Annotated in this window: 17 protein-coding genes and 1 tRNA gene; all 18 read right to left on the bottom strand. The window is 35.4% G+C overall.

Annotated elements, in window-relative coordinates:
- Positions 1 to 193: 193 nt before the first annotated feature.
- A tRNA-Asn gene (locus tag IV513_RS03700) sits at positions 194 to 267 on the bottom strand.
- A gap of 283 nt (positions 268 to 550) precedes the next feature.
- Positions 551 to 1,936, bottom strand: a complete 1,386-nt coding sequence (locus IV513_RS03695; protein ID WP_209389172.1) for an NADH-quinone oxidoreductase subunit N — start codon at positions 1,934 to 1,936, stop codon at positions 551 to 553.
- Positions 1,937 to 2,054: 118 nt separating this feature from the next.
- A complete protein-coding gene (locus IV513_RS03690; protein ID WP_209389171.1) occupies positions 2,055 to 3,551 on the bottom strand; it encodes a NuoM family protein in 1,497 nt (498 codons plus the stop codon).
- On the bottom strand, positions 3,551 to 5,464 hold the full coding sequence (nuoL, locus tag IV513_RS03685; RefSeq protein WP_209389170.1) for an NADH-quinone oxidoreductase subunit L: 1,914 nt from the start codon (positions 5,462 to 5,464) through the stop codon (positions 3,551 to 3,553). The genes IV513_RS03690 and nuoL overlap by 1 nt, the downstream gene beginning before the upstream one ends.
- Before the next feature lie 6 nt (positions 5,465 to 5,470).
- On the bottom strand, positions 5,471 to 5,800 hold the full coding sequence (gene nuoK, locus IV513_RS03680; RefSeq protein WP_209389169.1) for an NADH-quinone oxidoreductase subunit NuoK: 330 nt from the start codon (positions 5,798 to 5,800) through the stop codon (positions 5,471 to 5,473).
- Positions 5,801 to 5,804: 4 nt separating this feature from the next.
- On the bottom strand, positions 5,805 to 6,302 hold the full coding sequence (locus IV513_RS03675; protein WP_209389168.1) for an NADH-quinone oxidoreductase subunit J: 498 nt from the start codon (positions 6,300 to 6,302) through the stop codon (positions 5,805 to 5,807).
- Positions 6,302 to 6,859, bottom strand: a complete 558-nt coding sequence (locus tag IV513_RS03670; RefSeq protein ID WP_209389167.1) for an NADH-quinone oxidoreductase subunit I — start codon at positions 6,857 to 6,859, stop codon at positions 6,302 to 6,304. The genes IV513_RS03675 and IV513_RS03670 overlap by 1 nt, the downstream gene beginning before the upstream one ends.
- A gap of 157 nt (positions 6,860 to 7,016) precedes the next feature.
- Positions 7,017 to 8,081, bottom strand: a complete 1,065-nt coding sequence (gene nuoH, locus IV513_RS03665; protein ID WP_209389166.1) for an NADH-quinone oxidoreductase subunit NuoH — start codon at positions 8,079 to 8,081, stop codon at positions 7,017 to 7,019.
- 6 nt (positions 8,082 to 8,087) lie between these two features.
- Complete coding sequence (locus IV513_RS03660) at positions 8,088 to 9,146, bottom strand: 2Fe-2S iron-sulfur cluster-binding protein (protein ID WP_209389165.1); 1,059 nt, start codon at positions 9,144 to 9,146, stop codon at positions 8,088 to 8,090.
- 41 nt (positions 9,147 to 9,187) lie between these two features.
- Complete coding sequence (locus tag IV513_RS03655) at positions 9,188 to 10,072, bottom strand: hypothetical protein (protein WP_209389164.1); 885 nt, start codon at positions 10,070 to 10,072, stop codon at positions 9,188 to 9,190.
- A 1-nt stretch (position 10,073) separates the two neighbouring features.
- Positions 10,074 to 11,432 (bottom strand): NADH-quinone oxidoreductase subunit NuoF, encoded by a 1,359-nt coding sequence (gene nuoF / locus IV513_RS03650; protein WP_209389163.1) that lies wholly within the window; start codon positions 11,430 to 11,432, stop codon positions 10,074 to 10,076.
- 73 nt (positions 11,433 to 11,505) lie between these two features.
- Positions 11,506 to 12,015, bottom strand: a complete 510-nt coding sequence (gene nuoE / locus IV513_RS03645) for an NAD(P)H-dependent oxidoreductase subunit E (protein WP_209389162.1) — start codon at positions 12,013 to 12,015, stop codon at positions 11,506 to 11,508.
- A 101-nt stretch (positions 12,016 to 12,116) separates the two neighbouring features.
- Complete coding sequence (locus IV513_RS03640) at positions 12,117 to 13,340, bottom strand: NADH-quinone oxidoreductase subunit D (RefSeq protein WP_209389161.1); 1,224 nt, start codon at positions 13,338 to 13,340, stop codon at positions 12,117 to 12,119.
- A 66-nt stretch (positions 13,341 to 13,406) separates the two neighbouring features.
- Positions 13,407 to 13,901 carry an NADH-quinone oxidoreductase subunit C gene (locus IV513_RS03635; protein WP_209389160.1) on the bottom strand — a complete coding sequence of 165 codons (495 nt, stop codon included), beginning with the start codon at positions 13,899 to 13,901 and terminating at the stop codon, positions 13,407 to 13,409.
- Between the two features lie 36 nt (positions 13,902 to 13,937).
- Positions 13,938 to 14,498 carry an NADH-quinone oxidoreductase subunit B gene (locus IV513_RS03630; RefSeq protein ID WP_209389159.1) on the bottom strand — a complete coding sequence of 187 codons (561 nt, stop codon included), beginning with the start codon at positions 14,496 to 14,498 and terminating at the stop codon, positions 13,938 to 13,940.
- Between the two features lie 88 nt (positions 14,499 to 14,586).
- Positions 14,587 to 14,958, bottom strand: coding sequence for an NADH-quinone oxidoreductase subunit A (locus IV513_RS03625; protein ID WP_209389158.1), 372 nt, complete (start codon positions 14,956 to 14,958; stop codon positions 14,587 to 14,589).
- Between the two features lie 119 nt (positions 14,959 to 15,077).
- On the bottom strand, positions 15,078 to 15,254 hold the full coding sequence (locus tag IV513_RS03620; protein WP_209389157.1) for a hypothetical protein: 177 nt from the start codon (positions 15,252 to 15,254) through the stop codon (positions 15,078 to 15,080).
- 1 nt (position 15,255) lies between these two features.
- Positions 15,256 to 16,380 (bottom strand): GNAT family N-acetyltransferase, encoded by a 1,125-nt coding sequence (locus IV513_RS03615; protein ID WP_209389156.1) that lies wholly within the window; start codon positions 16,378 to 16,380, stop codon positions 15,256 to 15,258.
- Positions 16,381 to 16,406 lie beyond the last annotated feature (26 nt).

Here is a 16,406-nt window from a genome sequence, read left to right as displayed (position 1 = left end):
AGTATTCGATTAAGTATTCAGGCAATAATAACTTGAGTAGGTCTTCTGTTTTCATCCTCTGCAAAAATATCAATTTTTAATATTAATCCCCAACTTTTGTTACTGATCCATAGCCTTTTCCTATTCAAAAAAATTTTAATAGCAATAATCATTCTTAAAATAAAAAAGACTTACATTTCTGTAAGTCTTTTTGCTCCTCCTGCTGGGCTCGAACCAGCGACCCTCTGATTAACAGTCAGATGCTCTAACCAACTGAGCTAAGGAGGAATGTCCTTGTTTTTAAGTGGTGCAAATATAAAATGAAAAATAATATTAACCAAATATTTCTTCAAGAAAATTCCCATAAACACGCTATAAAACTATATTTCAGAAACTTAAATTTCAAATATTCTTTAAATATTTATTTCATTCGAGTATTAATTTACAAAGTACATAATATCAAAAATTAATTGAATGCCAATTTTAATAACTTTAAGATAGAATTAGCATCACTTGAAAAAAGCACAGCTAATAGCCGTGCTTTATTCTTATTATTAGTAATAATAATTATTTATAATCCAAATTGCTTAGCAAATAAGTCTGGGAAAATACCCAAAATAACCAATGATGCAATAATAACAACTGCTACAATATTATAAGTAACTGTAACTCTTTCTGTTGTTTTAAAACTAGATTCTTTATAAAAAAACATAGCAATAATCAACCTTAAATAATAAGCAATTGAAATTGCAGAACCTAATACCGCTACTATAACTAAAAATGCATTGTTGTCTCTTGATAAAGCTTGAGAAAATAATGAAAATTTACCCATAAAACCTGCGGTTAATGGTATTCCTGCCATGGAGAGTAAAGAAACAGTGGCTACAACAGCCAAAAGCGGCTCAGATTTCGCCAATCCTTTAAAAGCTCCATAAGATGTTTCTCTTTTTAGTTTTTCTACCCAAATTAAACACATAAAAACACCTACTGTAGCTAAAGAATATGCAAATAAATAAAATGCTAAAGTATAAGTAGATAAAGTATTCATTCCAAAGAAAACTAGACCAATATAACCCGCATGTGATACAGACGAATATGCCAACATTCTTTTTGCATTGGTTTGAGCCAATCCCATTACGTTTGCCAACAGTAATGTTATGATGATAAATACTCCAAGAATATTAATCCATTCATGTGTTACTCCAGAAAATCCGATAGTCATTAATCTGAATAAAGCAAAAAATCCTGAAATCTTAACAACACTTGCCATAAAAGCAGTGATTAAAGAGGGTGATCCCTGATAAACATCTGGGCTCCACATGTGGAACGGAGCTAATGCCACTTTAAAAGCCATAGCACAAAGCATTAAAACAGCTCCAAGAATAAGCATTCCGTTTTTAGGGTTTACTGTGGTAAAATCCTGAATTCTATATAAATCAAACGTTCCTGTACTTCCGTATATGAATGCAATTCCTAACAGTAAAAAACCTGTTGCAAAAGCACCCATTAAAAAATATTTTAATGAAGCTTCATTGGATCTCAAATCAGTTTTATTCGCTCCTGCCATTACATATAAAGGAATAGACAGAATTTCGATACCAATAAATAATGTTACTAAATTCTGATATCCGAACAGTATGAAACTCCCGCATAATGCAAAAAGCATTAATGCATATAATTCGGACTGATGGTTTCTGTGATTGCTGAATGCAAAACCTCCTAAAAAGAATAAAAGCAGCGTTACTACAATTGAAATTTTGGTAAACAAAGCTGTATTGGCTCCGTATTCATACATTAATCTGTACTTTTCGAAGAAAGAAGCTTCGGGTAAAAAACTTACATACAAAGCGACTATTAATCCAAAAATCCCAATGTATCTTGCGAATTTTCCTTTTTCAAAAACTCCCGTGAATAATGCAGCAACGGCTGTCAGGAAAACAATAATTAAAACACTCATAATATAGATTTGAGATTCGAGAATTGAGATTCAGAGAAATCTATACATCTCAATTTCATTATTCTCTTATTTTTTAAATTATTTAATTAATCTTTTAATTTTTGAATCTTACGATCTTTTAATTAATTAAAGATGTATAAACAAATTTTAACGAAGTACCTACCATATCAATAATCGGTTGAGGAAAAACTCCCAAAAGAATTACAAAAACAGCTATACTCGCTAAAACTGAAAACTCAACAGGAGATAAATCTTTAGCAGTACTCAAAACTGAAGCATCTCCTTCTCCAAACATTGCTTTTCCGTAAAATCTTAAAAGATAAACCGCACACAAAATAATGGTAAGACCAGCAATTACAGAGGCTAAAACATTAAAATCAAAAATAGATTTAATCAGGATAAATTCTCCAATAAACCCATTGGTTAAAGGTACTCCCATAGATCCTAATATAATTAAAAGGAAAAGTACTGCAAATTTAGGAGCCACTTTTGCCAATCCACCCATTTGTCTGATGTCTCTTGTTTTAAATCTCTTATACAAAATATCTGTACAGAAGAATAAACCCGCAACGTTTACACCGTGTGCAAAAGTTTGTACTAATGCTCCTTCCGCACCTTCTATTGTAAAAGTTCCTCTTAAAGTAAGCACCGCAGAAGCAAAAATACCTGCAACCATTAATCCAACGTGTGAAAATGATGAGTATGCAATGATTCTCTTCATATCATTCTGAATAATTGCAATTAAAGCTCCATGAACAATCCCAATAATTGCAAGGATAATTACAATTTGTCCTGAAATTCCTAAGATTGCTGTTGGCGTAATAGGAAGCAAATATCGGATTACTCCATAAATTGCCATTTTCAGCATAATTCCCGACAATAGCATCGATCCCTGAGTCGGAGAATAAGTATAAGTATCTGGTTGCCAAGTATGAAATGGAAAAACCGGAAGTTTTACTGCAAATGCAAAGAAAATAAACCAAAATACTACAATCTGCTGTGTATCTGTAAGATCTGCATTATACAAATCGGTAACCGCAAATGAAGCCGAATGAATACCTACATAGATAATCCCCGCCAACATAAATAATGATCCTACAAATGTGTATACAAAGAATTTTGTGGTAAATTCAAATCTTTTGTTTTCTTGCCCCCAAAGTGCCGCAATAAACCAAATCGGAATTAAAGTTACTTCCCAGAAAATGTAAAATAACAAACCATCTAAAGCAGTAAAAACTCCCACAAGACCAAACTGCATCATCAAAATAAGTCCGTAAAAAGAATTTTTGTAGCTTACATTTTCGTTGAAAGATGACAGAATAATTAAAGGCGAAAGAATGTTGGTGAGCAACAGCAGAAGCATGCTCATTCCGTCTATTCCTAGATGAATGCTGCTTTTAATGAATTTAGACCAAGGATAGGTAATCTCATATTGCAAACTACTGTCTACAGTAAGATTGAAATCAAAATCCGAAAGCATATAAAATGTAACGAACATTTGAACCAATGCAATTCCCAGCGCCAAATATTTGCTGGATGTATTTCTCCACGCAAAAACTAATCCCGAACCAACGAGAGGTAATAGTAATAATGTTAATAGTAAATAATAAGACATTATTGTAGTATAAAGTTAACAATCAGTATAATTCCCACAGCTAAGGCCATGATAAGAACATAGTTCTCTACATTACCGTTCTGAATACGTTTCATAGATTTTCCGCTATCTTCGGCACCTTCACCTACGTAATTCACAAAACGGTCTAAAACTCCTTTGTCGAACATTTTTCCTCCGCGTCCAAGTCCTTCAAAAGTTTTTACAATTAAGGCATTGTAAAGTTCATCCACATATAATTTCTTCGCAGAAAGTTTTTCCCAGCCAGTATAATCTTCTTCAGCTTTCGCCAATTTCTTTTTGTTGACATACATATTTTTAACAATAAACCAAACGGCAAAGAACATTAAAACTGTTGCTCCCAAAAGAATCATTTCCGTATTAAAATCAACTCCGGAAAGAGTTGCTTCCATTTTTTTGAAACTTTCTTCAGTAAGTACCGGTTTCAGCCACTCCATAAGTTTAGCATAATGACCATGCCCAATGAAATGCGGCAAGTTGATGAAACCTCCAATTACTGAAAGTATAGCCAAAATGATAAGAGGCAAAGTCATATTCATTGGGCTTTCATGCAAATGATGTTTCTGCTCTTCTGTTCCTCTAAACTCTCCGTGGAAAGTTAAGTAATACAGTCTGAACATATATGCAGCTGTAGTTGCTGCCAATATAAACAACATTACCCAGTAGATAGGATTTTTAGCAAAAGCCGCCACTAGAATTTCATCTTTAGAAATCATCCCTGAAAAGAAAGGGAATCCTGAAATTGCCAATGTTCCTATAAGAAAAGTGATGTGCGTTAATGGAATATATTTCTTTAAACCTCCCATAAATCTCATATCCTGTTCGTTGCTCATCGCATGGATTACAGAACCTGCTCCCAAGAATAATAAAGCTTTAAAGAAAGCGTGAGTCATTACGTGAAACATTGCTGTTGTATAAGCTCCCAATCCTAAAGCAATGAACATAAAACCAAGTTGAGAAACTGTAGAATAGGCTAAAACTTTTTTGATATCGTTCTGACGCAAAGCGTAGAAACCGGCCAATGCTGCAGTTAAGAACCCTATTAATAAAATTCCGTCCTGAACTGTTGGTGCAAGTGTAAATAAGAAATTAGATCTCACTACCAAATAGATACCCGCTGTAACCATCGTAGCCGCATGGATTAATGCAGAAACAGGAGTTGGTCCCGCCATTGCATCCGGTAACCAAGTATATAATGGGACCTGTGCAGATTTACCGATAGCTCCAATAAATAAACTCGCTGTAATGAATATGATGATATTTCCATCCAACTCAAATTTAGCAGCATTTTGTGCAACCGAAATATAATCTACAGAATTGGTTTGAGCCGCAATCATGAAGATTCCTATAAGTAAGCCAAGGTCACCAATTCTATTCATAATGAAAGCTTTTCTTGCAGCTTTACCATATTCCTGATTGGTATACCAAAATCCGATTAATAAATAAGAACAAAGACCTACACCTTCCCAACCGATGAACAAAATCATATAATTACTTCCCATTACCAAAAGTAACATAGAGAAGATAAAAAGATTTAAGTACGTGAAAAATTTATAGAAACCTTTATCATGGCTCATGTATCCAATAGAATACAAGTGAATTAAAGATCCGATTCCGGTAATAATCATCACCATCATTAAGGATAACTGATCAATCTGAAACCCGAAGTTAATTAAAACCCCATTTACTCTGAACCATTCAAAAGCTTTAACAATTACAGCAGGGCTTTCTGAATCAAATTTCAAAAATAAGCTTACTGCAATACAGAAAGATCCAAAAACAGCAGCTGTTGCTAAACTTCCGACAACAATTTTTGGAAGATTTTTTCCAAACAGTCCGTTGATAAGAAAACCAATTAGTGGTAAAAGTACTATTGCATAAATTAAATTCTCCATTCTTTCTTATCCTTTTAATTTATTAAAAATTCCTACATCCACAGAACGGGTGTTTCTATACAGCATTGCAATGATAGCCAACCCAACCGCAACTTCTGCTGCTGCAACTACCATAATAAAGAAAACTAAAAGCTGACCGTCGCTGTTGCCATTATAAGCAGCAAATGCAGCCAGTAAAAGGTTTACAGAATTAAGCATAAGCTCTACGCAGCCCAAAATTACAATCGCGTTTTTTCTGATTAATACTCCCAAAACTCCAAGGCAGAATAATACCGAAGAAAGAGTAATGAAATATTCCAAAGGGATGCTTTGCATAAATGTATTTACTTCTCCCATAATTTTATAAATCTTTTTTACCAATTAGTACCGCACCTACAATACCTGCCAAAATCAGGATGGAAGCAAGTTCGAACGGTAAAACATATTCATTAAACAAAAGTCTTCCAAGATTTTTTGTAAGACCAACTCCTTGATCTACATTTTCTACCAATACGTGTTTTTCCTGAACACCTCTGAAAACGCCTAAAATTCCGACCAATAGAAGACCTGCTGTAAAAACTCCAATAAATTTTAAAGTATTGTTCTTCTTACTTTCGTCTTGCTTATTAAGATTAAGCATCATCAGAATATAAAGGAACAGAACCATAATGGCACCTGCATAAACAATAATCTGAATAATAGCAAGAAACTGCGCATTCAGAAGAATATACATTCCTGCAATAGAAAACATTGTAACAATTAATGACAGAATAGCATATAAAGGATTTTTTGCAAAAACGAAGTAAACCGCACTTGCCACTGCTAAAAACGCCACCAAGAAAAATAAAAACTGATCCATTATTTTACCGCATTTTTTTGTTTCTCGGATTGTCTTTCGGTGATATCAATCCTTTCATTTATTTTCTCAACCAATTTATCTTTACCATAGATGAAAGATCCTCTGTTGGTCTCAACATCCACCAATCTGTCTGTAAGATATATTGCAGATTTCGGACAAGCTTCTTCACACATTCCGCAAAAGATACATCTCAACATATTGATTTCATATATTGAAGCATATTTTTCTTCTCTGTAAAGATTTTTCTCTTCTTTGGTTCTTTCAGCGGCAGTCATTGTAATAGCTTCTGCAGGACAAGCTACAGCACACAATCCGCAAGCAGTACATCTTTCTCGCCCTTCTTCGTCTCTTTTTAAAACATGTTGCCCTCTCCATATATCCGCTCTTGGCTTCTGTACTTCGGGATAGGCATAAACTGCCGGAGCACGTTTTACAACGGTTCTTACAGCATGCTTAAAGGTGATTCCCATTCCTTTAAAAATCGCCGGAAGGTAGATTTTCTCAGAAAAGGTCATCTCTTTATTTGAAACAACTTTCGATCTGTTTGTAAGTTTCATTTTCTTTTATTATTAAATGTTGGAAGATGGAAGCCGGGGTGATGGAAGTGTATTCCATCGCTGCTCCTCATCAGCTCATTTTCAAATTTATATCTCCTTGAGAATGTTAAAAAAGTTTATGTCATTTTCAACATTCTCAAATTATTTCATTTTCAAATTAATTACCGAAAGCAAGAATCACTGCTCCTGTAATCATCAAATTTACTAATGCCAAAGGAATTAAAGTTTTCCATCCTAAGTGCATCAACTGGTCGTATCTGAATCTTGGTAACGTCCATCTGATCCACATAAAAATTAAGATTCCTATTACTGTTTTGGTTAAAAATGCTACAATACTCAAAATCCCTGCAGTATTTTCTCCCCAGTTTTGGGTAACCCATTCAATTCCCGGATAATTGTATCCTCCGAAGAAAAGAACGACCATGAAAGCATTGGAAATAAACATATTCACATATTCCCCGAACATGTATAAACCTAATTTCATTGAAGAATATTCGGTAGAATATCCTGTTACCAATTCAGATTCACATTCAGGTAAATCGAAAGGGTGACGGTTGGTTTCTGCCAAAGCGGCTACAAAGAAAATTAAGAATGCCAATGGCTGATAGAAAATATTCCAGTTCATCCCGGAACCAAAAGGAATAATTCCCCAAAGTTTACCTTCAGTCTGATTTTCGGTAATTACTTTTAAATCTAAACTTCCTGTCATCATAATGATAGAAAGCAGTGCAAGTCCCATTGCCAATTCGTAAGAAATCATCTGTGAAGAAGCTCTGATGGCACCTAATAATGAATATTTATTGTTAGAAGCCCAGCCTCCGATCATAATTCCATAAACTCCGATTGAAGCCATACCAATGATGAAAAGTACACCAACATCAATATTAGCAACTTGTAAATCGTAAGAAATTCCACCAAAATTTAATGTTTTTCCCCACGGAATAACCGCACCTGTAATTAATGAGATAAACATTACCAATGCAGGTCCTAATACAAAGAGAAATTTTTCTGCATTTGCCGGTGTAAAATCTTCTTTAAAGAAAAATTTACCTCCATCTGCAAGAGGTTGTAGCAAACCGAAAGGTCCTGCTCTGTTGGGTCCTATTCTGTCCTGCATGATAGATGCTACTTTTCTTTCTGCCCATGTAGAGTAAGCCGCTATAGTTAGCGATAAAAGGAAAAGCGCAAGTACAAGTATTAATTTAAATGTAATTAAATCCATATTAATTTATTTGAATTTTAATGGAGAATATCTCTCATTAAAGTACTTCGTTATCAATTTTTGAATTTCTTTTTCGTCTTGAGAACCAATTTCTTTTGCATCTGTATTTTCTAGCACATTATAGCTATCTGTTTTCTTTTCGTAATGATTTAAAGAAATTACAGAATGTCTGTCTAAATGTCTTGGTCCTTCTATATTCCAATCGGAAACATTTTTTCTTTCAAAACGACAAGTATCGCAAATCCACTCTTCTACTTCTCCCCACTGGTCTTTTCTGGCAGTAACTCTCACGATTTCTTCACCTTTCATCCAAACCACTGCTTTTCCTGAACATTTATCGCATTTGCAGGTAGCATTTAAAGGTTTTGTAAACCAAACTCTGCTCGCAAAACGTGCTGTTCTGTCTGTTAATGCTCCTACCGGACAAACATCTATAACGTTTCCGATGAAATCATTATCCAAAGCTTTATTTAAGTAAGTAGAAATTTCAGCGTGATCTCCTCTGAAAAGAATTCCGTGTTCTCTTTCTCCGGTAAGTTGATTTGCTGCTAAAACGCATCTTGCACACAAGATACAACGGTTCATATTAAGTTTGATGTGCGGACCTAAATCGTCTGCATCATACGTATTTCTTTCAAATTCAGTTCTTGTATTTTCTACACCGTGTTCATACCCCAAATCCTGAAGATGACATTCTCCGGCCTGGTCACAAATCGGGCAATCTAACGGGTGATTTACCAAAAGAAATTCGGTAACGGCTTTTCTTCCTTCCTGAGCTTTTTCGGAAGAAAGGTTTTTTACTTCCATCCCGTCCATCACATTGGTTCTGCAACTTGCTACCAGTTTTGGCATAGGACGAGGATCTGCTTCAGACCCTTTAGAAACTTCTACAAGACAAGTTCTGCATCTTCCGCCACTGGTTTCCAGCTTACTGTAATAACACATTGCCGGAGGAACAGATTTCCCTCCGATTTGTCTTGCAGCTTCCAAAATAGAAGTTCCAGGCAAAACTTCGGTAGTTTGTCCGTCTATCGTTATTTTGAATTTTTTAACCTCTTCGCTCATATTCTATGCTTTTCGCTTATGCCTTAGCCATTAAGCTCTGTTTAATTATACTTTTTCGTATTAAATGTATATCCTATTCCTGCCACAACCTGCCCGAAAACAAAATCCTGACGGGCTTTATCCGGTTTGTTGTTCAATGTGGTTTTTATATCCCACATATTAATATATCCGGCTTTTGCTTCTGCTCTCAACATCCAGTTTTTCCAGAATACCAAATTTAAGCTGGATCTTATATCGGTTCCCATTCCTGCTACGTGAAAACGGTCGCTTCTTTCATTTCCGAAGAGTTTAATATTACTTTTCGGGAACATTACGCCAATTCCGGCTCCGTAAGACCATACCAGATCTATATTTTTTTTATGAATAAGGTTATGATATTTTTCTAACCCTAAATTTTCATAATTCAACCCATCTGTATGCTCGAAAGTAAGAAACTGTGTATCAGATAAAGCTACCTGCCCGTTTTGTACCATTGCTGCATATTTGGGATCAGAAATAGTTCCTGAAAAATCAACCGTCTGGTTTTGCTTCATTACATATTTCATATGATCTATCCCAAGAACCAAAGCTAAATTATCTTTAATAAAATATCCCAGTCTGAAATTATATTGTGTTACTGTAAACCAACCCGGATCGAAATAAACGATTCCAAATTTTGTTGGTTTATCTGTCGCCTGTACATTATTCAGCTGAAAATCATAACCGTTCCCTGTAAAATGAATATCAGAATTACTGAATGCTCCTCTATTCCACCCAAAGAAAACGAATACCTGACCTTTTTTGCTTAAGGGCAAAGGCTTTTCCTTTTTCGCATAAGGAGCAGTATACACATCGTCCAATGATCTTTCTCGTAATGTATCTCTTTCTTTGGTTTGACCAAAAACTAAACCCGACATCATTAATCCGACAACCAATAAATTTTTCATCTTAAGCATTTTTTTCAACTGCCGGAATTGGATCTGCATAATGTGCTAATCCGTAATTTTGTGTCTGGCTAAGCTCAGGATTTTTCACATACCACTCAAATTCGTCTCTGAAGTGTCTGATGGCGGCTGCAACAGGCCAAGCTGCCGCATCACCTAAAGGACAAATGGTGTTTCCTTCAATTTTTCTCTGGATATCCCAAAGCAAATCTATGTCTTCCATTTTTCCTTCGCCTTTCCAAATCTTCTTTAAAATTTTATACATCCAACCTGTTCCCTCACGACAAGGAGTACATTGTCCGCAGCTTTCGTGGTTATAAAATCTAGCTAAAGTCATCGTATGTTCTACAACCGACTGATCTTCATCCAAAACGATAAACCCACCGGAACCCATCATGGTTCCGGTAGCAAAGCCACCGTCTGCCAAAGATTCATAGTTCATATATCTCGGTTCTCCGTTTACGGTTTTCAATAACAAATTGGCAGGAACAATCGGAACAGAACTTCCTCCCGGGATGCAGGCTTTCAGCTTTTTCCCATCTTTTATACCTCCACAATATTCGTCTGAATAAATAAATTCTTCAACGGTAATGGTCATATCAATCTCATAAACGCCAGGTTTATTGATGTTTCCACATGCAGAAATCAATTTTGTACCCGTAGACCTTCCTACACCAATTTTGGCATATTCTGCACCGCCTATTTCAATAATTGGGACAACAGCTGCAATAGATTCTACATTATTTACCACCGTTGGTCTTTCCCAAAGTCCTTTTACAGCCGGGAATGGTGGTTTTAATCTAGGATTGCCTCTTTTACCTTCAAGAGATTCCAGCAAAGCGGTTTCTTCACCACAAATATAAGCTCCGGCTCCTCTCTGAACATAAATTTCAAGATCGAAACCTGTTCCTAAAATATTTTTACCTAAAAATCCTGCTGCTTTAGCTTCATCAATGGCTTCTTCCAAAATATCAGGAATCCAGGAATATTCTCCACGGATGTAGATATATGAAGTGTTTGATCCTAAAGTGTAAGATGAAATAAGCATCCCTTCAATCAAAAGATGAGGAAGAAATTCCATCAAATATCTGTCTTTGAAAGTTCCCGGTTCAGATTCGTCGGCGTTTACTACCAAGTGTCTTGGAACGCCTTCCGGTTTTGCAAGGAAACTCCATTTCATTCCCGTAGGGAAACCAGCTCCGCCACGACCACGAAGTCCTGAAGTTTTTACTTCTTCAAGAATTTCATCGGGAGTCATTTTCAGGGCTTTTTCCGCTGACTTATACCCTCCTTGTTTACGGTAGGTTTTAAAATAGCGAATTCCTTCTATATGTTCGTCTTTAAGTAAAAGTTTTTTACTCATTGTTATATGCTTTTAGCGACTGGATATAGCTTTCGGCTATAACTATTCGCTTTTTTATTAGTTTAAAATTTATTTAGCCTAAGTCAACCTGTCCTTCTCTGCAAAGATCAAGGATTTCGTCTACTTTTTCTATCGTTAAATTTTCGTGGAAAAATTTCCCCAACTGCATCATCGGAGCATAGCCACAAGCACCGAGACATTCTGCAGGTTTTAAGGTAAACATCCCATCTTCTGTAGTTTGTCCGTCTTTAATGTTCAGTTTTGTTCTGATATGGTCAAGGATTTTTTCACTACCGGAAACCATACAAGGTCCTGTTCTGCAAACTTCCAATACATATTTACCTACAGGTTTCATATTGAACATGGTATAAAAAGTGGCTACTTCATATACTTCAATTGGTTTAATGCTTAATAATCCTGCAACATAATCCATTACAGGAACATCTAACCAACCCCCAAATTCTTTCTGTGCCAAATGCAAAACAGGAATAAGGGCAGATTTTTGTCTTCCTTCAGGATATCTCGCAATAATTTTATGTACCTGTGCTAAACTTTCAGGTTTAAAAGCAATTGTTTCGCTCATTTTCTTAATGTATTATTGTACAAAGTACAATGTACTAATGACTTTTTATTTTGTTTCATTGCAAATCGTTAATACCTTTTACAATGATACATTTTACATTTTTATGCGTCTAATTCGCCCGCAATAATATTCATACTACACATCGTTACGATAGCATCCGATATTACAGAACCTGTAATCATCTCCGGATAAGCTTGATAGTAGATAAAGCAAGGTCTTCTGAAGTGCAGTCTGTATGGGCTTCTTCCACCGTCACTTACCAAATAGAAACCTAGTTCTCCGTTTCCGCCTTCTACTGCATGGTAAACTTCTCCTTTTGGCACATCTGTTTCTCCCATTACAATTTTGAAGTGATAAATCAAAGCTTCCATTTTTTGATAAACGTCTGCTTTTTCCGGGAGATAAAAATCCGGAACATCCGCATGGAAAGGTCCTTCAGGAAGATTTTCGTAAGCTTGCTTAATGATTTTAATAGATTCCCAAATCTCCTGCTGACGAACCATGAAACGATCATAAGTATCGCCCGCAGTTCCTACCGGAATGATAAAATCGAAATCCTGATAAGAAGAATAAGGCTGTGCAACTCTTACATCATAATCTACACCTGCTGCACGTAAATTAGGACCTGTAAAACCATAGCTTAAAGCTCTTTCTGCCGAAATTGCTCCGGTACCGATGGTTCTGTCCATAAATATTCTGTTTCTTTCCAAAAGATTACAAAACTCCTGAAATCTTGGCGGAAAGGTTTTTAAGAAATCTTTGAGCAATTCATGAAACTTCGGAGTGAAATCTCTTTCAAAACCTCCGATTCTTCCCATATTGGTTGTCATTCTTGCTCCACATATTTGCTCATACATATCATAGATACGCTCTCTTTCGATGAACATATAGGTAAGACCTGTAATCGCACCAGAATCCATCCCTGTAACACCGTTACAGATTAAATGGTCTCCGATTCTTGCCAATTCCATCAAAATAACACGCATATAATCTACACGTTTAGGAACTTCAACGCCGATCAGCTTTTCTACTGTCATATGCCAACCAAGATTATTGATAGGTGCAGAACAATAGTTCATACGGTCTGTAAGTGTAGTAATTTGAGAGAAATTTCTTCTTTCGGAAATTTTTTCAAATGCTCTGTGGATATACCCGACAGTTTGCTCAGAATGCAAGATTCTTTCTCCGTCCATGGTAAGAACATTCTGAAAGATTCCGTGAGTTGCAGGGTGAGTAGGTCCCAGATTCAGGGTATAAAGTTGCCCATCAATCTGTTCTTTACTGTCGTATTGGTTAAGTATGTTAGATAAAGAGTTGTCTTTCATAATATATAATTGATAATTGATAGGTGATAATCGATATTAATCCATCATCATTAATCATTATATTTTTTATCTTCCGAACATGGAGTCATTCTTATCGGTTCTTGTACCATCTTCCAAACGGTATTCTTTCAGCATAGGATGATAGCCAAGATCTTCCATATTCAGGATAGGTCTCAAATCCGGGTGACCTTTGAATTTAATTCCGAAGAAATCATACGTTTCTCGTTCCATCCAGTTGGCTCCTGCAAAGAGTTCTGTCATAGAATCTACCTCCATATTTTCTCTTGTCATAAATGCTTTCAGACGTATTCTAACATTCGTCATCATATTATGCAGATGATATACTACTCCAATTTCTTTTTTCTTAATCTCAGGATAATGGATTCCACAAATGTCTGTAAGAAAATTAAATTCTAAAGAAGAATCTCTAAGATAATGAATAACTTTTTTAATATCTTCTTTTTTTATCTCCATCGTAAGCATTCCGTAAGGTTCTGAATGCGACAGCACCGATTCAGGAAATTCTCTCGTAATGGCTTCTAATACATATTCGTTGGTCATAATTCAATTCAAAATTAAAAATTCGTGTACTGAATTTTAATTGCTAATATTATAAGAATCCAAAAGGGCTTGATATTCCGGTGTATCTCTTCTTCTGATGCTTTCGCTTTCTGCCAAAGCCTGAACCTGCATAACACCTTCAATAATCTGCTCCGGTCTTGGCGGGCATCCGGGAACATAAACGTCTACCGGAATAATTTTATCAATACCCTGTAAAACAGAATATGTATCAAAAATACCACCGCTGGAAGCACATGCTCCAACAGCTACCACCCATTTCGGTTCTGCCATCTGAGTGTAAACTTCCTTTAAAACAGGTCCCAGTTTTTTAGAAATAGTTCCGCAAACCATCAGCATATCTGCCTGTCTTGGTGAGAAAGAGTTTCTTTCCATCCCAAATCTTGAGGCATCATAAGTAGGATTTAAAGTCGCCATAAACTCGATACCACAACATGAGGTAGCAAACGGAAGCGGCCATAGAGAAAATTTTCTCGCCATCCCGATTACGCTGCTCAGTTTCGTTGCAAAAAAACCTTCTCCTTCAAATCCTTCAGGAGCCGGCGCATCTGTTCGTATAATTGGTTTTTGATCTGACATTTTTTTTAATTCTTAAATTGTTTAACCGCTTCTTAGTGAAAACAAATCATCGGTTTTGCGATTTCGCATTCTTTAAAATAATCCGAATTTATTTATCCCAATCTAATGCTCCGCGTTTCCAAACGTAGAAAAACGCTAGAAAGAATATCGCTACGAAGGTAAGCACTGCAAAAAAACCTTCAAGACCAAATTCTCTAAAGTTAACAGCGTAAGGATAGAAGAATACAATCTCGATATCGAAAAGCACAAATAATACTGCTGTTAAGAAATATTTAATAGAAAAAGGAGTTCTGGCATTTCCCTCAACAGGCACACCACACTCCCAACTTTGGTTCTTTACAGAATTTCCTTTCTTTTGTTTGGGTCCCAAGAAATGTGCACCTAATAGAGAAATGACTACAAAGCCCACTGCAACACCAGCTTGGATAAGTATCGGAATATAACTTTCAGGTAAATTCATTTTTACATTATTATCTCAAGTTGCAAATTTAGGTAATAAACAATAAAGGGTGAAATTAATCAACTTAAAAGTCTGATTAAATTAGGAAAAAGCGATAATTTAGAATGAATAAAAATAATTTATTTCTTCATTTTTTTTAACAGGGTAAATGCCATAAAAGAAATGTAACCAAAAAGAATACTCGCATAAACGATATTGATTACAGTATTCGTTTTATCATCATCTACTTTAAGAAATAAATTGTACGATACAAAACCCGCAATAAGCACAGCAAAGATGAAAAGATGTATTTTCATATTAAAATTTTAAGGAATAAGTTCTTCTTCTTTTGTGATTCACCGGATTGTAATCTTGCCATAAAAGCTGAATACTTTTATTGTCTTCAAGTTCGGGATTAGTTTCCAGATATTTAACACCTTTTTTGCGGAAAATCTTCCATATTTCTTTAAAAATAATAGAAGTTACCCCGCGTCTTTGGTAATCGGGATGAATCCCTATCAAATAAAAATTAGCTCTGTCGTTTTTTCTGCCTGCCTGAAGAAAATACCACCATCCGAACGGTAAAAGTTTTCCTTTAGACTTCTGTAAAGCTCTGGAATAGGAAGGCATTGTGATCGCAAAAGATACCAGTTGATTATTCTCATCGGCAACGCAGACAATAAAATCTTTATCGATAAGTTTAAAGTATTTCTCTTTATAGGTTTTCCTTTGTTCATCGGAAATTGGCGTATAGGTAGAAAGATGTTTATAGGTTTCATCGAGCAAATCAAACATAGGATCTACATACTCTAATATTTCCTCTTTATTTTTAAAATGGAGAACTTTCAGTTTGTATTTCTGCGAAATAAGATCATTAAATTTATGTACTTTCTCAGGAAGAATTTCCGGAAATTTCAGTTCAAATTCTACCCATTCTTTTTCTTTAACCAAACCTAGTTTTTCAAGGTGTTCGGGATAATATTTATGGTTGTAAATACCAATCATTGTCGCCAGTTTATCGAAGCCCAATGTGAGCATTCCGGCTTTATCAAGATTTGTAAATCCCATCGGACCTTCAATCATATTGATTTGATTTTCCTTTGCAAAATCAACAGCAGCATTAATAAGGGCTTTAGACACTTCCAGATCATCAATGAAATCTATCCAGCCAAAACGCACTTTTCTTATTCCAAGCTCTTTTTCTTCCTTATGATTGATGATTACAGCGATTCGCCCCACAATCTGACCATTTTTTTTGGCTAAAAATTTTTTAGCTTCAGAATAACTAAGTGCAGGATTCTCATCAGAATTCCAAATATTTTTTTCATCATTAACGAATGAAGGCACAAAAAAAGGATTATTTTTGTACAAATCCATAGGGAATTTCACAAAATGATTGAGATCATCTTGAGTTTTTACTTCAAAAATTGAAATTTCTGACATGATTTTCGGGTAAAGTGAATGACAAA

Origin of the sequence: Chryseobacterium sp. RR2-3-20, assembly GCF_017808115.1 — a bacterium.
In the GTDB taxonomy this organism is placed as follows: domain Bacteria; phylum Bacteroidota; class Bacteroidia; order Flavobacteriales; family Weeksellaceae; genus Chryseobacterium; species Chryseobacterium oryzae.
Note: the sequence above shows the minus strand (reverse complement) of the source record. Positions and strands in the feature narration are given on the sequence as shown.